Source organism: Streptomyces sp. NPDC053755, assembly GCF_040677675.1.
Taxonomy (GTDB): Bacteria; Actinomycetota; Actinomycetes; order Streptomycetales; family Streptomycetaceae; genus Streptomyces.
On sequence record NZ_JBFASK010000011.1, the window covers coordinates 155,970 to 178,279 of the forward strand.

At 74.0% G+C, this 22,310-nt stretch carries 21 protein-coding genes; 13 read left to right on the forward strand and 8 right to left on the reverse strand.

The genetic code is table 11. The annotated features are described in order from the left end of the window. The first annotated feature begins 16 nt into the window (after positions 1–16). The 3 genes from AB0K65_RS14130 (at position 17) to AB0K65_RS14140 (ending at position 3,140) form a co-directional block, all read left to right on the forward strand. Entirely contained in the window at positions 17–1,264 is a 1,248-nt protein-coding gene (locus AB0K65_RS14130; protein WP_365716097.1) for an extracellular solute-binding protein, read from the forward strand. A 140-nt stretch (positions 1,265–1,404) separates the two neighbouring features. Continuing rightward, positions 1,405–2,262 (forward strand): GNAT family N-acyltransferase, encoded by an 858-nt coding sequence (locus tag AB0K65_RS14135; protein ID WP_365716098.1) that lies wholly within the window; start codon positions 1,405–1,407, stop codon positions 2,260–2,262. Further along, positions 2,259–3,140, forward strand: coding sequence for a lysophospholipid acyltransferase family protein (locus AB0K65_RS14140; protein WP_365716099.1), 882 nt, complete (start codon positions 2,259–2,261; stop codon positions 3,138–3,140). Before AB0K65_RS14135 ends, AB0K65_RS14140 begins: the two co-directional genes overlap by 4 nt. Here AB0K65_RS14140 and egtD read toward each other — a convergent pair. The 4 genes from egtD to egtA are packed head-to-tail and all read right to left on the reverse strand — an operon-like array spanning position 3,035 to position 7,339. Beyond that, positions 3,035–4,000, reverse strand: a complete 966-nt coding sequence (egtD, locus tag AB0K65_RS14145; RefSeq protein WP_365716100.1) for an L-histidine N(alpha)-methyltransferase — start codon at positions 3,998–4,000, stop codon at positions 3,035–3,037. The genes AB0K65_RS14140 and egtD overlap by 106 nt on opposite strands. Continuing rightward, the gene (egtC, locus tag AB0K65_RS14150; RefSeq protein WP_365716102.1) at positions 3,997–4,764 is read right to left on the reverse strand and encodes an ergothioneine biosynthesis protein EgtC; all 768 of its coding nucleotides are present in this window, start codon (positions 4,762–4,764) and stop codon (positions 3,997–3,999) included. The genes egtD and egtC overlap by 4 nt, the downstream gene beginning before the upstream one ends. Beyond that, on the reverse strand, positions 4,764–6,080 hold the full coding sequence (gene egtB / locus AB0K65_RS14155; protein ID WP_365716103.1) for an ergothioneine biosynthesis protein EgtB: 1,317 nt from the start codon (positions 6,078–6,080) through the stop codon (positions 4,764–4,766). Before egtB ends, egtC begins: the two co-directional genes overlap by 1 nt. Then, positions 6,077–7,339, reverse strand: coding sequence for an ergothioneine biosynthesis glutamate--cysteine ligase EgtA (gene egtA, locus AB0K65_RS14160; RefSeq protein WP_365716104.1), 1,263 nt, complete (start codon positions 7,337–7,339; stop codon positions 6,077–6,079). The genes egtB and egtA overlap by 4 nt, the downstream gene beginning before the upstream one ends. A 134-nt stretch (positions 7,340–7,473) precedes the next feature. Between egtA and AB0K65_RS14165 the strand changes: the two genes are divergently transcribed. The 3 genes from AB0K65_RS14165 to AB0K65_RS14175 all read left to right on the forward strand — a co-directional run bounded on the left by AB0K65_RS14165 (position 7,474) and on the right by AB0K65_RS14175 (position 9,866). After that, positions 7,474–8,298 (forward strand): TIGR02452 family protein, encoded by an 825-nt coding sequence (locus tag AB0K65_RS14165; RefSeq protein WP_365716105.1) that lies wholly within the window; start codon positions 7,474–7,476, stop codon positions 8,296–8,298. 144 nt (positions 8,299–8,442) lie between these two features. After that, positions 8,443–9,618, forward strand: coding sequence for a glycosyl hydrolase family 18 protein (locus AB0K65_RS14170; RefSeq protein ID WP_365716106.1), 1,176 nt, complete (start codon positions 8,443–8,445; stop codon positions 9,616–9,618). A 77-nt stretch (positions 9,619–9,695) separates the two neighbouring features. Further along, positions 9,696–9,866: a hypothetical protein gene (locus tag AB0K65_RS14175; RefSeq protein WP_365716107.1), complete on the forward strand. Its 171-nt coding sequence runs from the start codon at positions 9,696–9,698 to the stop codon at positions 9,864–9,866. Between the two features lie 100 nt (positions 9,867–9,966). On the opposite strand, the gene AB0K65_RS14180 is transcribed toward AB0K65_RS14175, so the two are convergent. Together AB0K65_RS14180 and AB0K65_RS14185 are read right to left on the reverse strand one after the other, a co-directional pair. Beyond that, positions 9,967–11,409 carry an SPFH domain-containing protein gene (locus AB0K65_RS14180; protein ID WP_365716108.1) on the reverse strand — a complete coding sequence of 481 codons (1,443 nt, stop codon included), beginning with the start codon at positions 11,407–11,409 and terminating at the stop codon, positions 9,967–9,969. A gap of 81 nt (positions 11,410–11,490) precedes the next feature. Further along, positions 11,491–11,709 (reverse strand): hypothetical protein, encoded by a 219-nt coding sequence (locus AB0K65_RS14185; RefSeq protein WP_365716109.1) that lies wholly within the window; start codon positions 11,707–11,709, stop codon positions 11,491–11,493. Positions 11,710–12,091: 382 nt separating this feature from the next. Between AB0K65_RS14185 and AB0K65_RS14190 the strand changes: the two genes are divergently transcribed. The 3 genes from AB0K65_RS14190 to AB0K65_RS14200 all read left to right on the forward strand — a co-directional run bounded on the left by AB0K65_RS14190 (position 12,092) and on the right by AB0K65_RS14200 (position 15,023). Beyond that, positions 12,092–13,114: a LacI family DNA-binding transcriptional regulator gene (locus AB0K65_RS14190; protein WP_365716110.1), complete on the forward strand. Its 1,023-nt coding sequence runs from the start codon at positions 12,092–12,094 to the stop codon at positions 13,112–13,114. Between the two features lie 276 nt (positions 13,115–13,390). Then, complete coding sequence (locus tag AB0K65_RS14195) at positions 13,391–13,660, forward strand: hypothetical protein (protein ID WP_365716111.1); 270 nt, start codon at positions 13,391–13,393, stop codon at positions 13,658–13,660. 175 nt (positions 13,661–13,835) lie between these two features. Beyond that, on the forward strand, positions 13,836–15,023 hold the full coding sequence (locus AB0K65_RS14200; protein ID WP_365716112.1) for a thiolase family protein: 1,188 nt from the start codon (positions 13,836–13,838) through the stop codon (positions 15,021–15,023). A gap of 111 nt (positions 15,024–15,134) precedes the next feature. Here the strand turns inward: AB0K65_RS14200 and trxA are convergent, their stop codons facing one another. Continuing rightward, complete coding sequence (gene trxA, locus AB0K65_RS14205) at positions 15,135–15,497, reverse strand: thioredoxin (protein WP_365716114.1); 363 nt, start codon at positions 15,495–15,497, stop codon at positions 15,135–15,137. Positions 15,498–15,668: 171 nt separating this feature from the next. On the opposite strand from trxA, the gene AB0K65_RS14210 reads away from it, so the two are divergent. Both AB0K65_RS14210 and AB0K65_RS14215 read left to right on the forward strand, forming a co-directional pair. After that, positions 15,669–17,120 (forward strand): NAD(P)/FAD-dependent oxidoreductase, encoded by a 1,452-nt coding sequence (locus tag AB0K65_RS14210; protein WP_365716115.1) that lies wholly within the window; start codon positions 15,669–15,671, stop codon positions 17,118–17,120. A 430-nt stretch (positions 17,121–17,550) separates the two neighbouring features. After that, complete coding sequence (locus AB0K65_RS14215; RefSeq protein WP_365716116.1) at positions 17,551–18,219, forward strand: 3'-5' exonuclease; 669 nt, start codon at positions 17,551–17,553, stop codon at positions 18,217–18,219. A gap of 122 nt (positions 18,220–18,341) precedes the next feature. Here the strand turns inward: AB0K65_RS14215 and AB0K65_RS14220 are convergent, their stop codons facing one another. Next, positions 18,342–18,956: a TetR/AcrR family transcriptional regulator gene (locus AB0K65_RS14220; RefSeq protein ID WP_365716117.1), complete on the reverse strand. Its 615-nt coding sequence runs from the start codon at positions 18,954–18,956 to the stop codon at positions 18,342–18,344. 152 nt (positions 18,957–19,108) lie between these two features. Between AB0K65_RS14220 and AB0K65_RS14225 the strand changes: the two genes are divergently transcribed. Further along, positions 19,109–20,506 carry a cytosine permease gene (locus tag AB0K65_RS14225; RefSeq protein ID WP_365716118.1) on the forward strand — a complete coding sequence of 466 codons (1,398 nt, stop codon included), beginning with the start codon at positions 19,109–19,111 and terminating at the stop codon, positions 20,504–20,506. 74 nt (positions 20,507–20,580) lie between these two features. Further along, positions 20,581–22,242 carry an amidohydrolase gene (locus AB0K65_RS14230; protein ID WP_365716119.1) on the forward strand — a complete coding sequence of 554 codons (1,662 nt, stop codon included), beginning with the start codon at positions 20,581–20,583 and terminating at the stop codon, positions 22,240–22,242. Positions 22,243–22,310: the final 68 nt, after the last annotated feature.

A 22,310-nucleotide genomic window follows, 5' to 3' on the forward strand; every position in this document is an offset into this window, starting at 1 on the left:
GCAGAAGGTGACCTACGTGAAGAACCGCTCTCTCGCCTGCCCGCTGGCCGCCGCGACCGCCCTCACGCTCGCGGGCTGCGGGCTCATGCCCGGCGGCGACCAGGACCGCACGGTCAGCGTCTGGCTGATGCGGGACAGCGTCAGCGAGGACTTCCTCAAGCGCTTCACCGCCGCCTACGAGTCCGAGCACCCTGGCGTGAGACTGAGATTCACCATCCAGGAGTGGACCGGCATCGGCAAGAAGGTCACCGAGGCGCTCCAGGGCGGCGGCGGACCGGACGTCATCGAGGTCGGCAACACCCAGGTCGCCCAGTACGCGGACACCGACAAGCTCTACGACCTGACCCTGGAGTCCGTGCGCGACCTCGGCGGCGAGAAGTGGCTCCCCGGCCTCGCCGAGCCCGGCCGGATCGGAGGATCCCAGTACGGCATCCCCTGGTACGCGGCCAACCGGGTCGTGATCTACCACAAGGACCTCTTCGCGGCGGCCGGCATCACCGAGCCGCCCGCCACCCGTGAGGAGTGGCTCGACGACACCGGCAGGCTCAACCGGAACGGCTCCCAGGGCATCTACCTCGCCGGCCAGGACTGGTACACGCTGGCCGGCTTCATCTGGGACGAGGGCGGCGAACTCGCCGTCGACAAGGGCGGCGAGTGGGCCGGCGCCCTGGACAGCCCGGCGGCGCTGCGCGGCATGGACTTCTACAAGGACCTGCAGTCCCTCGGCTCGGGCCCGAAGAACGCGGACGAGCAGACCCCGCCCCAGGCCGAGGTCTTCGCCAAGGGCGACGTCGCCCAGATCATCGCCACCCCCAGCGCCGTCGCGGCCATCACCAAGGCGAACCCGGGGCTGAAGGACAAGCTCGGCTTCTTCCCCATACCCGGCAAGAAGGCCGGGCAGCCCTGCGCGGTCTTCACCGGCGGATCGGACCTCATCATCCCCGAGAACGCCCCCGAGCGGACGGCCGCCCTCGACGTGGTGAAGGCGCTGGCCGGCGAGAAGTGGCAGACCGAACTCGCCCGGGCCATGAACTACGTCCCCAACAAGACCACGCTCTCCTCCGTCGTCGAAGGCCAGGAGGCCACCGCCGTCATGGCCGTCGGGGCGGCCCGCGGCCGGGCCACCCCCAACTCCCCGCAGTGGGCCGACGTCGAGGCCGCCAATCCGATCAAGCCCTACATGTCGGCGGTCCTCCTCGGCGACGATCCGAAGGCGGCGGCCGAGCACGCCTCGGAGCAGATCACCCAGGCGCTCGCCGAATAGCATTCAGCGCCTCCACACCCGCGAGCCCCCGAACGGTCACGTCGAATCCAGCCGGTCACGGAAGAAGTAAGGAGCCGGACCACCGCCCCCGCGCGGCCCGGCCCCCACCGTCCCCCTTCCGTCCACCGCAGGAGCCCGACATGCCCGCACCGTCGCCCGCAGCAGCCGTCGCCGTCGCCCCGGCGGTCGGCGCCCCCGCCGTGCCCGTCCCCGCCGGTCTCCGGGTTCCCGGCACCGGCTCCGCCCAGAGCCCGGCGCCCGCCGGCCCGCCCCGCTACGTGGTCGGCCTCGCCCGCGACCAGGAGGAGGTCCGCGCCGCCCAGCGGCTGCGCCACCAGGTCTTCGCCGGCGAGCTGGGCGCCCGCCTCGACGGCCCCGAACCCGGTCTGGACACCGACGCCTTCGACGCCTACTGCGACCACCTGCTGGTACGCGAGGAGGCGAGCGGCGAGGTCGTCGGCACCTACCGCATCCTGCCCCCCGAGCGCGCCCGGATCGCCGGACGCCTCTACTCGGAAGGCGAGTTCGACCTCGGCCGGCTCGCCCCCCTGCGCGACGACCTCGTGGAGGTCGGCCGCTCCTGCGTGCACCCCGCCCACCGCAACGGCGCCGTCATCGCGCTCGTCTGGGCCGGGCTGGCCCGCTACATGACGGACACCGGCCACAACTGGCTGGCGGGCTGCTGCTCGATACCGCTCGCCGACGGCGGCACGCTGGCCGCCGCCACCTGGGACACCGTCAGGACCAAGCACCTGGCACCCGAGGAGTACTGGGTCACGCCCCACCGGCTCTGGACCCCCGACGGAGTCACCCGCACCCCGGGGCGCACGGAACTCCCGCCGCTGCTGCGCGGCTACCTCCGGCTCGGCGCCCGGGTGTGCGGGGCCCCCGCCCACGACCCGGACTTCGACGTCGCCGACCTCTACGTCCTGCTCTCACTGCGCGACACCAACCCCCGCTACCTCCGCCACTTCCTCTCCCTCGCACCGGCGCGGTGAACACGGCCCCGTCCCCCTGGCTCCCCTCCGCACCCTGCACTCCGGGCCGGTGCGCCGCGCACCGGGGCCCCGGCTGCGTCACGGTGGGGGCCGTCAGGGCCGTCCTGAGGCTGGTCTCGGCCCTGGCCGTGGTCCTCGCCGGCATCCTGCTCGCCCCCCTCGCCGGACCCCTGCCCCCCGGCGTCCGCCGCCGGTTCACCCGCGGGTGGTGCCGGACGGTGGTGCGGGCCTTCGGCGTCCGGGTCCGGGTCACCGGAGGCCCGGTGCCCGCCACCGGCCCGATGCTGGTGGTCGCCAACCACATCTCCTGGCTGGACATCCCGCTCGTCGCCACCGTCCTTCCCGGGCGCATGCTCGCCAAGCGCGAGGTCCGGGCCTGGCCCGTGCTCGGCCGGCTGGCGGCCCGGGGCGGCACCCTCTTCATCGACCGCGACCGGCTGCGGGCCCTGCCCGGTACCGTGCGCGAGATGGCCGGAATCCTCGCCGGCGGCGGGCGGGTGGTCGTCTTCCCCGAAGGGTCGACCTGGTGCGGCCTGGCCGAAGGCGCGTTCCGTCCGGCCGCCTTCCAGGCCGCCCTGGACGCGGGCGCCCCCGTACGGCCGGTCCGGCTGGACTACCGCCCCGCCGGACCGGCCGCCTTCGTGGGCGAGGACCCGCTGACCGCCTCGCTGTGGCGGATCGCGACGGCCCGCGGTCTCACCGCGGAGATACGGATATCGGATCCGATATCCGACGTCCAGTATCCGAACCGGCGGGACCTCGCCCGCGCCGCTCAGCGCGCCGTCGCCAGCGACAGCGCGAACCGCCCCTCCCCGTCCGTCCACCAGTGGGTCGGCTCCAGGCCGGCCGCCGTCAGCTCCTCGCGTACGCCCGTCTGACGGAACTTCGCCGACACCTCGGTCCGTACCTCCTCGCCCGCCCCGAACGGCACCACCAGATCCAGCTCCGGGATCTTCACCGTCACCGCCTGCCGCGCCCGCAGGCGCATCTCGATCCACTCCCGCTCCCTGTTCCAGAGCGCCACGTGGTCGAAGTCCTCCGGCCGTACGTCCGCGTCCAGCTCGCGGGCGATCACGGACAGCACGTTCTTGTTGAACGCCGCCGTCACCCCGGCCGCGTCGTCGTACGCGGCGACCAGCGTCGCCTCGTCCTTCACCAGGTCGGTGCCGAGCAGCAGGGCGTCGCCGGGGGACATCATCGCCCGCACCGACCGCAGGAACACCGTGCGCTCGGCCGGCAGGAGATTGCCGATCGTGCCCCCCAGGAACGCCACCAGACGGGGCCCGGGCGTCCCCGGAAGCGCCAGACCGCGGGTGAAGTCGGCGACCAGGGCGTGGATGTGGAGTCCGGGCCGCTCGGCGAGCAGCGCCTCGGCGGCGCCCGTCAGCGCCGACTCGCTCACGTCCACCGGCACGTAGCTCTCCAGGCCGGGCAGCAGCGCGTCGATCAGGAACCGGGTCTTCTCCGAGGAGCCCGAACCCAGCTCCACCAGGGTCCGCGCCCCGGTGGCCGCCGCGATCTCGGACGCGCGGGTGGCCAGGATCTCCCGCTCCGCCCGGGTGGGGTAGTACTCGGGCAGCCGGGTGATCTCCTCGAACAGCTCACTGCCGCGGGCGTCGTAGAACCACTTCGGCGGCAGCTCCTTCGGGGTGCGGGTCAGTCCGTGCAGCACGTCGGCGCGCAGATCGGCCTCGGTGGCGTCCTCGGGAAGGGTGCGGGTCAGCTGGAACGGGCTCACAGAGAGGGCTCCTTGAGCGGGGTGAGGGTGACTTCGGTACGGGTGGCGGTCAGCAGCGTGCGGTCGGGCACCTCGCGCCAGAGCGGGTCGTCGTCGTACGGCTCCGAGGCCACGACCGTGCGCGGCGAGCCGTTCCGGTCCGGGCCGGTCAGGGAGTAGAGCGTGTTGCCCCAGGTCGTCGCGGCGATCCGCGTCCCGTCGGTGAGCAGCAGGTTCAGCCGCGAGGCGGGCGCCGCGCCGGCGGCCTCCCGGACGGTGTCGCCGAGCGCCTGCTCGGGCGGGTCCCCGGCCCGCAGCCGGTGCAGCACCAGGGCCCACAGGAACGCCGAGTCGGTCCGCGCCTCGAGGCGGAGCCACTCCCCGGGCGACAGCGCCGCGGCGAGCGGGGCCGTCGCGTCCGGCCAGCCCTCCACCGCCCCGTTGTGGCTGAACAGCCACGGCCCGGCGCCGAAAGGAGCCGCCGCAGCCTCGCCGTCGGCGCCGGGCCGGGTGGCGCCCCGGACGGCGGCCAGGAAGGCGCCGGTGCGCACCACGCGCGCCAGATCGGTGAAGGAGGTGTCGGCCCAGACCGGCACCGCCCGGCGGTAGCGCGCGGGGACCGGGTCCCCCTCGGCGTACCAGCCCACGCCGAACCCGTCCGCGTTCACCACCCCGCTGCTCTGGGTGCGCGGCTCCCACGCCTGCCGGCTCAGCGAGTGCTCCGGCGCGAGCACCAGCTCGCCGAACGCCACGGGGTCACCGAGATAGGCGACATGACGGCACATCAGCGCACCTCCGCGTCCCGTGCGGTACGGAAGCCGGAGAAGATCTGCCGGCGCACCGGCAGGTCCCAGTTGCGGAACGTCCCGCGGCAGGCCACCGCGTCGACACCGAACGAACCGCCCCGCAGCACCTTGTGCGCCGGACCGAAGAAGACCTCGGAGTACTCCTTGTACGGGAAGGCCGTGAAGCCGGGATACGGCAGGAAGTCGCTGGCCGTCCACTCCCATACGTCCCCGATCAGCTGGCGTACGCCGAGCGGTGAGGCACCCTGCGGATAGCTGCCCGCCGGCGCGGGACGCAGATGCCGCTGGCCCAGGTTGGCGTGGGCCGGGGCCGGGTCGGCGTCGCCCCAGGGGAAGCGCCGCGAACGCCCGGTCGCCGGGTCGTGGCGCGCCGCCTTCTCCCACTCGGCCTCGGTCGGGAGCCTGCGCCCCGCCCAGCGGGCGTAGGCGTCCGCCTCGTACCAGCTGACGTGGACCACCGGCTCGTCCTCCGGGACGGGCTCCGTCACGCCGAAACGCCGGCGCAGCCACTGGCCACCGGAGCGCCGCCAGAACAGCGGTGCCCGGATGTCGTGCTGCCGGATCTGGTCCCAGCCCTCCGCCTGCCACCACCGCGCGTCGGTGTAGCCGCCGTCCGCGACGAACGTCATGTAGGCGCCGTTGGTGACCGGCACGGTGTCGATGTAGTACGCCGGGACGACCCTCGTGTGGGCCGGACGCTCGTTGTCCAGCGCCCAGGGCTCGTCGGAGGTGCCCATCGTGAACGGACCGCCCGGCACGAGCACCTCGGCGGGCAGCGGTCCGTGAGGCGACGCCGGCGGGGGAGGGGCGGACAGCGCGGGCGGCCCCGTGCGGAGCTGATGGGTGATCAGCATCGTCTCGTCGTGCTGCTGCTCGTGCTGGGCGATCATCCCGAAGGCGAAGGCGGCCTCCACCAGCGGACGGCCCTCCAGCGGGGTGCGCGCCAGGACGTCCAGGACCCGACCCCGTACGTCGGAGGCGTAGGCGCGCGCCTCGCGCGGCGGCAGCAGGGGCAGGGCCGGCCGGCTGGATCGGGGGTGCTCGAACGCGTCGTAGATCGAGTCGATCTCCGGCCGCAGCGCGTCACGGCCCGCGACCGCCCGCCACAACCACTGCTCCTCCTGGTTGCCGATGTGCGCCAGGTCCCACACCAGGGGCGACATCAAGGGGGAGTGCTGGGCGGTGAGCTCGTCGTCCTCGACACAGGAGGTGAGCAGCGCGGTGCGCTCGCGCGCCGTGGTGAGCGCGTCGAGCGCCCGCCGTCGCAGGGCCGTAGGGTCGTCGGTCACGGTCATGACGCCACCTTCCGCAGGTCGTCGGCCGGGCAGCCACCGGGGATCACGTAACGCTCGTGGAACGCGGACACCGCCCGCTGGACGGACTCGCTCGCCCCCATCCGGGGGAGCGCCTCCAAGGCGGCCGGGAACGCCACCAGGGCGGCGGCGTGCAGCCAGGGGTCCGCCAGCCCGTCGCGGGCCGCCGCCCGCCACAGCGGATTGCGCGGGGCCGCGGCGGATCCCGCGTACTCCGCGAGCGGCTTGACGGCCCGGTAGACGGTCTCGGCGGCCTCGGGGTCGTCGAACAGCGCGGTGGTCACCGCCACCGGCACGATCCAGCCGTCGCGTCCCGGCTGCGCGTCGATCATCCGCAGCTCCAGGTGGCCGCGCGGCCGTACCGGAGGGAAGAGCGTCGTCAGGTGGTAGCGCAGGTCCTCCTCGCTCACCGGCCGGGGCCGCCCGGTGCGCAGCCACTGCCGGAACGTCAGCCCGCGCGGCACGTGCCACGGAGCCTCGTCGCCCCGTACGCACATCACCGGGGTGTCGAGCACGTGCCTGGCCCAGGCCGCGCGCGGCTCCCCCTCCACCGGGACCGGGGCGAGCGCGCGCGCCGGGTCCAGATCGGTCCACAGGGCCTGCCGGGTCGAACGCCATCCGGTGGGACGCCCCCCGTGGACGGCGGAGTTGGCGAACGCGGCCACCAGCACCGCGCCGAGGAGGTGGGCCAGCTGCCAGCGCCGGTGGTAGCCGAGGGGGCCCGGCTCCGGGTGTCCGGCGTCCAGGCAGACCTGGACCGACGCCGACTCGCACATCATGGCCCGGCCGGCCGGACCCGTACGGTCGAGGGCGGCCTCCATCGCGTCGTAGCGCGGCTCGCGCAGGACCCGCTCGCGCGGAGCCTGCCAGGGATCGACGCCGAAGCCGCTGAGGGAGAGGCCGAGAGGGCTGAGCGCGTCGCGTACCGCGTCCAGATCGGCCGAGAGGGTGTCGACGCACTCCATGAGGGAGGCGGCGGGCGGCGAGCTGAGTTCCAGCTGGCCGCCGGGTTCGAAGGTCAGGGACGATGCCAGCGGCACGGTCCGGACGGTGTCGACGGCCGAGGCCAGCCGCCGGGGCGGGACGGGGAGCCGCGGGTCACGCAGCTCGTGGACGAGCCATTCCACCTCCACCCCGACCGTGCGGGGCGGGCCCGTCTTGAAGCAGATACATCGCAGCAGATCCTCTGCCTCGTCCTCGGTCAGAAGCGGACCGTCCGGCGGTATACCGCTCGACGACATGTCGATTCCTCCTGTGATGGGGAGCCGCTGATTCCACCTAAAGGCACCACCGGCGGGCGTGCAAGACCGCCCCTCCGGCCCCGGGCGGTAAAACCCCTTGCTCGCGCGGCGCGAAGCCGATCAAGCTGGCGGGCATGAGCGCACGACTGCGGGGGATCGCCAAGGAGACCGAACACATCGTCGAGGCGGGTCACTACCGGGCCCCCGACGGCCGCCGCGTGTCCATCGAGGCGGAGCTGACGGCGGCGGTGGAAGGCACCCGGCTGTACGGTCCCGGCCCCGTCCCCGCCGCCGTCGACGCCGACCGCGCCACCGCCGTCGAGGTCACCGACGAGAGCAGCCTCGTCGCCGCCCGCCGCATGACCGCCGCCCGCGCCGAACCGGTCGCCGTCCTGAACTTCGCCTCCGCCCGCAACCCCGGCGGCGGCTACCTCAACGGCGCCCAGGCCCAGGAGGAGGCCGTCTGCCGGGCCTCCGCCCTCTACACCACGCTCCTGCGCGTCCCCGAGTACTACGCCCACCACCGCGCCGAGCGGGACGCGTTCTACACCGACCGGGTCATCCTCTCGCCCGGCGTCCCCGTCTTCCGCGACGACCGCGGCGCGCTGCTGAACGAGCCGTTCACCGTCGGCTTCCTCACCTCTCCCGCGCCGAACGCGGGCGTCATCCGCCGCCAGGCCCCGCAGCTCGCCGACCGCGTCCCGGCGGCCCTCGCCGCCCGCGCCGAACGGGTCCTGGAGACGGCCGTCGCGGGCGGCTACCGCAGGCTGGTGCTGGGCGCCTGGGGCTGCGGCGTCTTCCAGAACGACCCCGCCGAGGTGGCGGGCGCCTTCCGGGCGCTGCTCACCGGCGAGGGGCGGTTCGCCCGTCACTTCGACGAGGCGGTCTTCGCGATCCTCGACCGCACGGCCGGCCGGACGACGCTGGGCGCCTTCCAGCGGACCTTCGCGGGCGCCTGACCGGACGGGACCAGCGCAGCCCGGGCCGGGCGGTCCGGTGTCGTGGCCTCCGCGCCGCGGACCCGGCATGACCGGCAGGACACCACCAGCCCCGTATGGGTCACCCGCCGGGCGGTCCGCGGGCGGCGGCGCGAGGCTCGGGCCATGGCCCAGGCGAGACTTCTCGGACACGACCCGGCGACCCCCGCCCGCGCGAAGCGCCTCCGTTCAGCCGTCCTGGTGACCGGGCTGCTGGCGTGCCTTCTGGCGGTCATCCCGGCCGGCCCGCCCCGCCCGGCGTGGGCGACCCCGGCGCCGGCCCCCGGACGGGAACCGCTGCCGTCCGCCACCCCCGGCGGGCCCGCGGCCGAGGGGCCCCCGCCGCGCACGGTCTCCGCCTGGCTGCCCTACTGGGACCAGGAGGCCGCCTACCTCGCCGCCCTCCGCCACGCAGACCAGCTGCACACGGTCAGCCCCTTCTGGTACGAGACGAAGGCCGCCGACCGGATCGACCCCCACCCCGGGGCGGGTGAGCGCCTCGTCGTGGACGGCCTGCACCGCGCCGGCATCAAGGTCGTCCCCACGGTCATGGAGACCCTGCCCTCCGGCGTGCTCGCCGGGATCCTCACCGACCCCGACCGGCGCGCCGCGCACGTCGACGCGCTCGTCGCCGTCGCCGAGAGCGGCGACTACGACGGCCTGGACCTGGACTACGAGACCATCGCCACCACCGGCGACGCCGCCTACCCCGCCGTACGGAAGGCGTACGCGTCGCTGGTCACGGAGGTGTGCGCCCGGCTGCACGCCCTCGCCAAGCAGTGTGTCGTCACGGTGAGCCCCCAGACCGCCACGACGGGCCGCATCTGGGACTACGCCGTCCTGGGGAAGGCGGCCGACCGGATGCGCGTCATGGCCTACAACCTCCACTACGCGGGCGGAGCCCCCGGGCCGCTCGCGAGCACCGCGTGGTACGACGAGCTGCTGCGTACCGCCACCTCCCTCGTGCCTCCCGAGCGCATCGCGCTCGCCCTGCCCGCCTACGGCTGGGACTGGGTCACCGCCGGAGAGGGAAGGACCGCGCACGTGACCTGGAAGGAGGCCGAAGCGCTGCGCCGCGCCCACGACGCCCCCTACCGGCTCGATCCCGTCTCGGGCACCCCGTACTTCACCTACGAGTGGGGCGGTCTGCGCCGTGAGGTCTGGTACCAGGACGCGCGGGGCGTCGCCGCCCACCTGCCCGTCCTGCGCCGCCACGGCGTCGTGAACACCGCCCTGTGGGCGCTCAACTTCGAGGACCCCGACCTCTGGGGCGTCCTGGCCGAGGGCGCGGCCGCACCCTGACATGCGCCCCCCGTACCCGCGTGCGAGTCTGAGAACGGCCCCAGCGTCCCGCTCCAGAAGTCACAGGAGGCACGATCGTGGGCAAGAAGCAGACCCGGGTGAACCACGGAGCCCGTACCGGCGGACACGAACAGAAGACGACCGTGGCGGCGAAGGAGCAGCCCGGCGCCTCCGCCGCTCGCGAGTCCTCACGCCCGCTCGTGGAGCGGGTCTCGCACCGCAAGGAACGGAAGTTCGGTCACAACTGACCTTCCGGACGACGACGGTCCCCGCCCTGAGCACAGGACGGGGACGCGACCGGGGCCCGGCGCCGTCAGGGCGCCGGGCCCCGCTGCCTGCCCCCCTCGCCTACCGCCCGCCGTCGTCGACGACCTCGATCGCCTCGCTCCGCGGCGCGGGCGCGGGCCCGGCGGCGACCGGGGACGGTGCCGCGCCGCCCCGGCCCTCCGCCGTCGGCGTCGCGCCGGGATTCATCGTCGACAGCAGCTGACGGGCCAGACCCAGTCCCGTCCCGCCCATGGTCAGCGCCTTGGCGAACATCTCCGCCATCCCGTCGGCGCCGTTCAGCAGGACCATCTGGTCCACGTTGCCGAAGGCCGACGCACCCGCCTCGACGATCTCGGGCCACCTCTCGGCCAGCTGCTGGGCGACCACCGCCTCCTGGTTCTCCGCGAGCGCCGCGGCCCTCGCCTTGATCGACTCGGCCTCGGCCAGACCCTTCGCGCGTGCCGCCTCCGCGACCGCCAGGCCCCGTGCGTGCTGCGCCGCCGCCTCGGCCTCACCCGTCAGCCGCGTCGCCGTCGCCCGCGCCGCGCTCGCCAGCTCGGTCTCCTTCGCCTCCGCCTGGGCCGCCGAGATCCGGGCGTCGCGTTCGGCCTCGGCCAGCGTCCTGGTCTCGTATGCCATGGCGTCGGCCGGCTTGCGGACCTCCGCCTGCAGCTGCTGCTCCTTGCGGTGGCCCTCCAGCTCGGCCACCCGGGTCTCCTGGACGACGACCTCCTGGCGTGCCGCGGCCTCGGCCAGCGGACCGGCCTGCCGCGCCTTGGCCGACGCCTGGTCCCGTTCGGCCTGGTAGCCGGCCTGCAGGATCTCGCTGTCCCGGGTGGCCTCCGACATCCGGGCGGCGGCCTGCTGTTCGGCCTCGGTCGCCCGCCGGTTGGCCTCCGCCTGCGCGATCCGCGCGTCGCGCTGCACCGCGGCCGCGTGCGGTGCGGCCAGGTTCTTGATGTATCCGGTCGGGTCCTCGATCTCGTGGATCTGCAGCGAGTCCACGATCAGACCGAGCTTCTCCATCTCGGTGCCACAGGCCGAACGCGCCTGCCCGGTCAGCTTCTCGCGGTCGCGGATCATGTCCTCGACCGTCAACCCGCCCACGATGGCGCGGAGATGACCGGCGAACACGATGTGCACCCGCTCCGACATCAGCTTCTGCTGATCGAGGAAGCGGCGGGCCGCGTTGGCGATCGACACGAAGTCGTCACCGACCTTGAAGATCACCACGCCGCGGACCTTGAGCGGAATGCCCTGGTGTGTCACGCATTCGACCGACAGCTGGGTCTCGTTGAGGTCGAGCGACAGCTTGCGTACCGCCTGGACGCCCGGCAGTACGAGGGTGCCGCGGCCGGTGACGATCCGGAACCCCATGCCCTCCCCGAGCCCCTCCGTCCGGTGGTTGGAGCCGGAGATGATCAGTGCCTCGTTGGGTTCCGCGACGCGCCACATGAGTTTGAACAGGGTGATGAGAACGATGACGGCGCCGATCGCGACGCCCGCCAGGATGCCGATGCCCATGGTCAGCTCCCCCTTCACCGGAGCCGAGCGGATCCGGTGAAGGGAGTGTGCGCCCAGGGCGCCCGGTGCTCAATGGATCGGTCAACCGCCGTACGCGGCTGTGACATAGACGGTGCGTGGAGGGAGATGTTCCACGACAGTCACGACCGTCCCGGTCTCGATCCGGGCCTCACCCACGGCCGGATAGGCGAGGAAGTGCTCGGCCCCGCCCCGGATGCGGACGATCACCTCGCCGACGAGACCGGGCCCGACGGTGCCGGTGACCCGGCCGAGCATTCCCACCATCGAGACGTCGTCCATGACCGAACGGTACGTCAGATCAGCCCCTGCCAGAGGGGTGTTGAACCCCTCGGCATCGTGCCGGCGGATCGTGTGGCCCGCACCGAGGACGGTACGGAGTCCGACGCCGCGCACCGTGAGCGTCCGGGCATGCCGGGGGACACCGGCATGCCCGATCGGCGAGGGTGATCGGTGAGGGGTGCGGCCGCACCGGACGGGGCGCGGGCCGGGGTGTCCGTCACTCGCCGGGACGGACAGCGGGGCGACGGGGGCGGGGATCCGCGGCGCGGGCCGGAAACGCGGGAGGCGACTCGGTCAGCGGCGCGTGTCAGTGCCGGGCGGCACCCGCATCCGGCCATCCGCCGGACCTTCGTCCTGACCGGTCTGGAAGGATGCCGGAGCGATGAGCCAGTCACCGAGACAGTCCGCCGAACGTCCCGTACCGACCAGCGCCGATGTCGCGCGGCTGGCGGGCGTGTCCAGAGCCACCGTGTCCTACGTGCTGAACAACACCGCCGCCGTGCGGATCAGCGAACCGACCCGTCGCCGGGTCCGGGAGGCCGCCGAGGAACTGGGGTACGTACCGCACGCGGCGGCCCGCAGCCTGCGCGCCGGCCACAGCCGGATGGTCCTGCTGCCCACCGCGCAGGCGCCCGTCGGACCGCTGTACAACCGGTTCTTCAACGAGCTCCAGTGGGCGCTGCGCAGGCTCGACTACACGGTGGTGCAGTACGGCAGCCTCGGCCTCGACGGCGACGAGGCCGCCCGCGCCTGGGCCGAGCTGCGGCCGGTCGCCGTCGTCTCCCTCGGCGAGGTCCGGCTGACCCCGCACGGCGTGGAGATCCTCAAGCGCTCCGGCGCGAAGGCGGTGATCACCGTCGGCTCGCAGCGGCTCGAGGGCACGCACGCGCTGGTGATGGACCAGGCGCGGGTGGGCAGGGTGGCGGGTGAGCACCTCGTCGCCCGGGGCAGCCGCCGGATCGGCGTGGTGGTCCCCCGGGAGCCCGGCCTGGAGATGTTCTCCGGTCCGCGGCTCGAAGGCGTCCGCCAGGCGGCGGAGGGCGCCGGCGTGACCGTCGAGCCCGTGCCCCTGGGCTACGACGAGGAGTCCGCGAACGAGCTGGCGGCGGCCTGGCGCGAGAAGGGCCTGGACGGTGTGTTCGCGTACAACGACGAGTACGCGATGCTGCTGATGCGGGCCCTTCAGGACGCGGGGATCGACATCCCGGGCGAGACGGCGGTGATCGGCTCGGACGACCTCCTCCTCGGGCGGTTGCTGCGCCCCCGGCTGAGCACGGTCCAGATCGACATGGTGATCGGCAGGCACCTGGCCGAGCTCGTCGACCGCGCGGTGCGCGACCCGGAGTCGATGCCACGGGCGCACGACCTGATGACGTCACGGGTCGTCCGGCGGGAGTCCAGCTGAGGCCGGAGGGCGCGCACGTCCTGGACGGCGTCCGCGCCCGGCCGGGGCCCCTGAGGACCCTGCCGACGCCAGGGAGTCCTGCGCGAGTCCGGCTGGGCCCGAGAGGACCGCGGTCCATGCCGGGGCCCGGCGGCCCGGCGCAAGTCCGCCCCGGCACCGGCGCGGGCGGGTGTCCGCCCCGGCACCCCCGCCGTCCGGCGCGGGCGGTCGTCCGTCACGGCGCCCCGCGCCCGAGCCATCCGGCGTGAGCCGCGTCGAGCGTCTAGCGTCGGACACATGAGCAAAGTTCCGCAGCGTTTCGAGATCCTGCTCGTCCCCGAGCACGTGGAGGACCGCGGAGGCGCCTCCGTGGAGGACAGCGCGGTCCGCTCGGCGGTGGTCGAGGCCACCGGCCGGCAGGGCTCGTCGGGCTATCCGCGCTACGAGGGCCACGGCCTGACCGCCGAGATCGACCCGGAGACCCGCACGGTCGAGGCCCTGCTGGTCGACGGACGCGAGCTGGACTACGGCCTGACGGCCCTCATCCGGCACGCGCCCGGATCCTGAGGCGGGGGCACGGCGGGCCGGGCGCCCCGCCCCGTACGACGGTTGTATACGCCACCCACCACCGCTCGGGACGTTGACAGGACGCGCCGTCCGGCACACACTCGGGCCGCACCATCATGAAGGAAAGTTCACCAGGCGAACCGTTCCGGTCGAAGGTCCCCGTGGGAGAGAACCGATGAGCATCCGCGACGTCTACATCGTCGACGCCGTCCGCACCCCGATCGGCAAGTTCGGAGGCGCCCTCTCCTCCGTGCGCCCCGACGACCTGGCCGCCCATGTCGTCAGGGAGCTGATCGGCCGCGCTCCCGACCTCGATCCCGCCCGCGTCGACGACGTCTACTTCGGCGACGCGAACGGCGCCGGCGAGGACAACCGCGACGTGGCCCGCATGGCCGTCCTGCTCGCGGGCCTGCCCACCTCCGTGCCCGGCGTCACCGTCAACCGCCTCTGCGGTTCCGGCCTGGAGGCCGTGATCCAGGCCGCCCGCGCCATCGCCCTCGGCGACGCCTCCGTGGTCGTCGCGGGCGGTGTCGAGTCCATGTCCCGCGCGCCCTGGGTCCTCCAGAAGCCCGAGCGCGCCTTCCCGGCCGGGCACCAGCAGCTCCACTCCACGACGCTGGGCTGGCGCATGACCAACCCCCGGATGCCCGCGGAGTGGACCGTCTCGCTCGGCGAGGGTGCCGAGCTGATCGCCGACAAGCACGGCATCACCCGCGAGGCGCAGGACGCCTTCGCGCTCGCCAGCCACCGGAAGGCGGCCGAGGCGTGGGCGAAGGGACTCCACGACGGCGAGGTCGTCCCCTACGCGGGCGTGGACCTGACCCGTGACGAGTGCATCCGCGACGCCACCTCGCTGGAGGCCCTGGGCCGGCTGAAGCCCTCCTTCCGTCCCGACGGCGGCACGGTCACCGCGGGCAACGCCTCGCCGCTCAACGACGGCGCCGCGGCCCTGCTCCTCGTCGACGAGGAGGGGCTGCGGGAGACCGGCCGCGAGCCGCTCGCCAGGATCCGCGCCTCGGCCGTCACCGGCATCGAACCGCAGCTCTTCGGCCTCGGGCCGGTCGAGGCGGTGGGCCGGGCGCTCGGCAAGGCCGGCCGCTCCTTCGCCGACCTGACCACCTTCGAGCTGAACGAGGCCTTCGCAGCCCAGTCCCTCGGCTGCCTCGCCGAGTGGCCGGAGCTGGACCCCGCGATCGTCAATCCGCGCGGTGGCGCCATCGCGATCGGCCACCCCCTGGGAGCCTCCGGAGCCCGGCTCGCCGGCTCGGTGGCCCACCAGCTCGCGGCGGCCGGCTCGGGCACGGGCCTCGCCGCCCTCTGCATCGGCGTCGGACAGGGCCTGGCGCTGGTCCTGGAACGCTGACCCGGCGCCACCACGCGGGCGGTGACGGAGCGGCGGCACCGGCGCGAAGGGCGGTACGGGAAGGGGCGGTACGGGACCGTTCCCGTACCGCCCCTTCGGGTGCGTCCGCGCCTACTGCTTGGCGTCCTCGATGGACTTGCGCACCTCGTCCATGTCGAGCTTGCGCGCCTGGCCGATCACGTCCTCCAGCGCGGCCTCGGGCAGCGCGCCGGGCTGGGCGAACACGGCCACGTTGTCGCGCACGATCATCAGCGTGGGGATCGACCGGATCTCGAAGGCGGCGGCCAGCTCCTGCTGCGCCTCGGTGTCCACCTTGGCGAAAACCAGGTCCTCGTGGCGCTCGGACGCGGCCTCGAAGACCGGCGCGAACTGGCGGCACGGACCGCACCAGGAAGCCCAGAAGTCGATCAGAACGAAGTCGTTGTCACTCACGATCTGGTCGAAGTTTTCCTTGGTGAGCTCAACAGTGCTCATACTTCCTGCCTCTCCGGTCTCCTGGCGGTGTCCTCGCGGTCCCCTGGGGACTCGACCCGCACAACGGCGTACCGAGCCCCGCTATTCCGGGACCGCACGGCGGCACCTTCCCGTGTGGCCACGGCGCACACCTGTGTGGCCTCGCCGCACCCCTGCCACCAGACTGGGGCCATGACACGAGCGGTGGAGCACGAGTACGACGTGGTGGTCCTGGGAGCGGGACCGGTCGGCGAGAACGTGGTGGACCGGGCCAGGGCGGCCGGACTGAGCGTGGCGGTGGTGGAGAGCGAGCTGGTCGGCGGCGAGTGCTCGTACTGGGCGTGCATGCCCAGCAAGGCGCTGCTCCGCCCGGCGATCGCCCGTTCCGACGCCCGTAAGGTGCCGGGGCTCCGCCAGATGGTCCAAGGGCCCCTGGACGCCGCGGCCGTGCTGGCCCACCGCGACTACTACGTCTCGGACTGGAAGGACGACGGGGCCGTCGGCTGGCTCGACTCGACCGGCGCGCGCCTGGTGCGCGGTCACGGCCGGCTGACCGGTGTCCGCAAGGTCGCCGTCGACGGGCCCGAGGGCGAACGCCACCTCCTCACCGCCCGGCACGCCGTCGCCGTGTGCACCGGCAGCCGCGCCGCGCTGCCCGACCTGCCGGGCCTGGCGGGCGCCCGGCCCTGGACCAGCCGCGAGGCCACCAGCGCGCACCGCGTCCCGGACCGTCTCGTCGTCGTGGGCGGGGGAGTGGTGGCCACGGAGATGGCCACCGCGTGGCAGGCGCTCGGTTCGCGCGTCACGGTGCTGGTACGCGGCGGGGGCCTGCTGGGACGCATGGAGCCGTTCGTCGGCGAGCACGTCGCCGACGCCCTCACCGAACGCGGGGCCGACATCCGGACCGGCGTCTCCGTGTCCGCCGTGGTGCGCGACGGGGGCACGGGGCCGGTCACCGTCGTCCTGGAAGGCGGCGACCACGTCGAGGGCGACGAGGTCCTCTTCGCGACGGGCCGCGCCCCGCGCACCGACGACATCGGCCTGGAGTCCCTCGGCCTGGAGCCCGGCTCCTGGCTCGACGTCGACGACAGCCTCCGGGTCACCGGCCACGACTGGCTCTACGCCGTCGGCGACGTCAACCGCCGTGCCCTCATGACCCACCAGGGCAAGTACCAGGCCCGGATCGCCGGCGCGGCGATCGCCGCGCGCGCCGCGGGCGACTCCCTGCCGGAGAGCGACCCGTGGGGCGCGCACGCGGCCACCGCCGACCACGCCGCCGTACCGCAGGTCGTCTTCACCGACCCGGAGGCCGCGGCGGTCGGCCTCTCGCTCGACGAGGCCCGGCGGGCCGGACACCGCGTCCGCGCCGTCGACCTGGACCTCTCGGGCGTCGCCGGGGCCGGCCTCTACGCGGACGGCTACCGGGGCCACGCCCGTATGGTCGTCGACGTCGAACGCGAGACCGTCCTCGGCGTCACCCTCGTCGGACCGGGCATCGGCGAACTCCTGCACTCGGCGACGATCGCCGTGGCGGCGGAGGTCCCGATCGCGCGCCTCTGGCACGCCGTCCCCGCCTACCCGACGCTCAGCGAGGCGTGGCTGCGGCTCCTGGAGGCGTACCGGGACGGCGCCGGCACGTCATGAGCGGGGAAGGACCGTGAGCGAGGGGCCGGGGTCCGCGAACGACGGGCCTGGGTCGGGGAGCGCCGGACCCGGGAGGCCCGGGAGCGCGGGGCTCGGGAGCGAGGGGCCCGGGAGCGGAGGGCCCGCGGATGCCGGGCGGGGTAGTGCCGGCGCGCGGAGCACCGCCCCCGGGGACGCCGGCCCCGCGCGTACCGACGCCGGGGACGCCGCGCCCGGGAACCTGGCGTCCACCAGCGCCGGGGCCGGCGCGGCCGGGCCCGTCAACGACTACGACGCCCCGTGCGCGGTCTGCGGGGCGGTGGTCGCGGCCGGTTCGGGCGTGCTCCGGCACGGCCGGAGGGGCGGCTGGAAGGTCTACCACGGCGCACACGTGCCGGAACCGGGACCACCGCCCCGTCTCCCGCACCCCGGCTGGCACCGCCGACGCCTCATGGCCCTGGACATCGCGACCACCGGCAACCGGGCGGCCGTCGACCGCGTCCTCACGGCCTCCCTGAGGACCAGTGAGGGGACTGCCCATGACTGGATACTGGATCCTGGATCCGATCCCCTCTCCGTGGCGCGCGGCAAGGGACACGGCGTGACCGTCGAACGGGCCCGCGCCGAGGGCGTCCCGGCCGCGCGGGCCCTCGCCGAGGTGGCGGACCTGGTCGCCGCGCACCTGGCGTCGGGCGAGCTGCTGGTCGTCTGGTTCGCACCCCACGTCCTGTCCCTGCTCCACGCCGAACTCCTGCGCCACGGCGTGCGGCCGCTCACGGAGCGGCTGCCCGGTGGGGTGGCTCCGGTCTGCGACCCCCTCGTCCTGGACCGCCACGCCGACCGCTACCGCCCCGGCCGGCGCTCCCTGGAGGCGGTCACCCGCTGGTACGGCATCCCGCACGCGCACCCGGGCGACGCCGCCTCCGACGCCGAGGCGACCCTCGCCCTCGCCCAGGCCGTCGGCGCCTGTTACCCCGCCGTCGCCCGGCTGTCCCGGCCGGTGCTCCACGCCGAACAGACCCTCTGGAACGCCGAGTCGTCGCGCCACCGTCAGGCCGCCCCGGACTGGCCCATGACACCGGTGGAACCCCTGCCGTGGGAGGAACCGCCGCCGGGGTGAACTCCCTTCCGGCCGGGCCGGCTTGCGGCCGGGTCCGAGACGTCGATCCGGGTGTCCGGGCCGCCGGAGTTCACGGGAGCCGGTGTGCCTGACCATCGGGGCTCACCGGACCCGGCGGAGCGTCAGGACTTCGGGATCAGCAGGGCGGTCGCCGCCCGCGCCGCTTCCAGGGCGGGGCGGCTGTCGCGGCCCCCCTCCTGACCGAGGACGACCCGGGTGCTCAACCCGTCCAGAAGGGCGAGGAGTTCGGACGCCCGCTCGGTCACCTCGGAGGCGTCCATCGGGGCGAAGCGCCCCTGCGTCACGCCCTTGGCGAGGAGTGCCTCCAGGTCCTCCTGCCAGCCCAGGTCCAGCTCCCGCTGGGCCTGGCCCAGGGCCGTGTTGGCCGACGCCCGGGCCCAGAGCTCGATCCACAGCGTCCAGCGGGGATCACGGGGCCCGCGCGGAAGGTAGAGCCGGAGGAAGAGGTCAAGCTTGCGCTCGGCCGTCATCCTGCGGGTCAGCAGCGACCGGCGCTCCTCCGCGAGCGCCGCCTCGCTCCAGCGCAGCGCCGCCAGCAGCAGCAGGTCCTTGCTGCCGAAGTAGTACAGGATGTGGCCGCCGCTCGTCCCCAGCCGCTCGGCGAGCGCCGACATGGTGAGCGCCGCCAGGCCGTCCTCGGCGATGGCCGCCATGGCCTCCTCGAGCATCCGCTCCTGGGTGATGTGCCCGTCGCGCCGTCGTGCCGCTCCTGCCACCCGCTCCGCCTCCGCCGCGCCGCTTCCTGACGGTCACGACTCTAACCGCAGGTCTTCGGGGTCTTGACGCGACCGTCCCCTCTCGCACATCTTGAATGGCGTTCTAACTTCTAGAACGGCATTCAAGGTCTGTGGAGTGGTGGGAGCCGAGAGTGGACAGGGCACTACAGGACAGAACGGCCGTCGTCGGCCGCGACGAGGTCTTCCAGGTCGAGGGCCACGGCATCGACCCCATCCCCGACGCCGAGCGGCACGGAGGTGCCAAGGACCTCTTCTGGCTCTGGTTCGGGTCGAACCTCACCTTCACCTACGTGATCAACGGCGCCCTCGCCGTCGCGTTCGGCCTCTCCTTCTGGCAGGCCACCGCCGTCGTCGTCGTGGGCGGCCTCGCCTTCTTCGCGATCAGCGCGGCCGGCCTCGGCGGGGTCCGCACCGGCACCGCGACCCTCGTCATCTCCCGCGCCGCCTTCGGTGTGCGCGGCAACTGGCCGGCGGGCCTGCTCAACTGGGTCGTCAGCATCGGCTACACCATCGTCAACACGGTCGTCGGCACCCTCGCGCTCGAGGCGTTCCTCGCCGACCTCGGCTGGGGCGGCGGCCTTCCCCGCGCCCTCGCGCTCGCGATCACGCTGACCATGACGTTCGCCGTCGCCCTGTGGGGCCACGCCACCGTCCAGTTCGCCGAACGCTGGATGGCCTACGCCCTCGCCGCCGGTTTCGCCGGGCTGCTCGTCTTCGTCCTCCCCGGCGCCGACACTGCCGCCCCGGCCGCCGGGCCCGGCGCCGCCGGCTGGAGCCTCGCCTTCGTCGTCATGCTCGCGGGGCCGTTCTCGTACCTCCCGATGCCCGCCGACTACACCCGCTACCTGCCCCGCACCACCTCGCTCACGGCCCTCACCTGGAGCGGCGCGCTCGGCGGCTTCCTCTCCTCGGTGGCCCTCGGCGTGGCCGGGGTCGCCGCCGCCACCCAGACCGACATGACGGACGCGGTCGCGGGCGCCGAAGGGCTGCTCCCCGGCTGGTTCCAGCCGCTCTTCCTCGCCCTCGTCCTCGGCGGCTCGGTCACCAACTCGATCATCACGCTCTACTCCTCCAGCCTGAACCTCCAGGTCCTCGGCATCCCGTGGAGCCGTGCCCGCGCCATCGTGATCAGCGCGGCCGTCACCGCCCTCGGCTCGCTCGGCGCCCTCTTCCTCACCGACTTCACCACCTCGCTCCTCGCCTTCCTCTCCCTCTTGATCATCGTCTTCGCCCCCTGGGGCGGCGTCTTCCTCGCCGACATGGTGCTGCGCCGCTGCCACTACGACTCCACGTCGCTGCACGCCGGCGAGCGGGGGGCCTACTGGTACCGCGCCGGCTGGCATCCCGCGGGGATGGCGGCCCTGCTCTCCGGCATGCTCTTCGCCGCACTCACCTGCGACTCCGAGCTGTGGACCGGCCCGCTCGTCGCACCGCTGGGCGGGGCCGACCTCACGCTGCTCGGCGCGGCGGTCTCCGCGTCGGTCTATGTCCTCCTGGCGCGCCGCGCCGTCGCACCCGCCCGGCCGTAGGCCCGGTCCTTCCCCCGCACATCACCCACACGCACACCCCTACCCTCGTCAGCACCGCACCCGGAGTTCACCGCATGCACACCCCCGCCCCCGCCGATCTCGTCCTCACCCGCGCCCGGATCCACACCGTCGACCCCGCCCTGCCCGAGGCCGAGGCCATGGCCGTACGCGACGGGCGGATCGTCTGGATCGGCGGCGACGCCGAGGCCGCCGCCTGGGCCGGGCCCGACACCCGGATCCTGGACGCCGGCGGCCGTCTCGTCCTGCCCGGCTTCATCGACGCCCACAACCACGTGCGGCTCGGTTCCGACGACGCCTGCGTCCAGCTCGCCGGGGCCCGTAGCCTCGACGCGATCCACGAGCGGATCACCGCCTGGCGGGCGGCCCATCCGGACGCCGAGTGGATCGAGGCCGAGGCCTTCGACTACTCCGCGATCCCCGGCGGCCGGATGCCCACCGCCGCCGACCTCGACCCGGTCACCGGAGACACCCCGGCCCTCGTCCTCAGCTACGACGTGCACACCGCCTGGCTCAACACCGCGGCCCTGCGCCGGCTCGGGGTCGGCCGGGACCGCACGAGCCTTCCGTTCGGCGAGGCCGCCACCGACCCGGTCACCGGCGAACCCACGGGATTCGTCACGGACTTCGCCGTGAAGGGGCTCTCGCGGGACGGCCACCGAGCCCTGCGCGAGCTCGGCGTGCCGTGGGCGGCGCCCGACCGTCAGTACGGCCGGCTCGTGAAGAGCCTCGACGACGCCATCGGGTACGGCATCACGACCGTCGTCGAACCCCAGAACTCCCTCGACGACCTCGCCCTCTTCGAGCGGGCCCGCGCCGAGGGCAGGCTCCGCTCCCGGATCGTCGCCGCGCTCTTCCACCCGCGCGGCACCACCGAGGCGGACCTCGACGCGTTCGCCGCCGCGGCCCGCTCCCACGCCGACGACCGGCTGCGCGTGGGCCCGCTCAAGCTGTACATCGACGACGTCGTCGAACCGCGTACGGCCGCGCTCCTGGAGCCGTACGCCGGCTGTGGCCGGCACCGCGGCGACACCTTCTATCCGGCGGAGGAGTTCGCCGAACTGCTCACCCGCCTCGACGCGCGCGGATTCCAGTGCTTCGTCCACGCCACCGGCGACCGCGGCATCCGCACGGTCCTCGACGCCGTCGCCCGCGCCCGTGAGGTGAACGGGCCGCGAGACGCCCGGCACCAGGTCGTGCACGTGGAATGCCTCGACCCGGCCGACACCCCGCGCTTCGCCGCGCTCGGCGTCGTCGCCTGCATGCAGCCCCGCCACGCCGCGCCCGACATCGCCGGCCCCGGACAGGACTGGGCCGAGAACATCGGTCCCGACCGCTGGCACAAGGCGTGGCCCCTGCGCAGCCTGCACGCGGCGGGAGCGGTGCTGGCGCTGTCCAGTGACTGGAACGTCGCCGAGATGGATCCCATGGTCGGCATCTACACCGCCGTCACCCGCCGCCCGCTGACGGGCGGCGGGGAGCCCTGGACGCCGGAGGAGACGATCGACGTCGCCACCGCCGTCGAGGGCTACACGATGGGCTCGGCCTACGCCAACTTCCTGGAGGACGAGCGCGGTTCGCTGACCGTGGGCAAGCTCGCCGACTTCGTGGTCCTGTCCCGCGACATCCTCCGCGTGGACCCGGAGGAGATCCCGGGCACGGTGGCGGAGACGGTGGTGGTGGGCGGTGAGACCGTCCGTACGCGACCGGGCGACTGACCTCGGTCACGTTCCGGGCTCACGCCGCCGTCCGCATCTCCGGACGCAGGGGCCACGTCGGATCCACC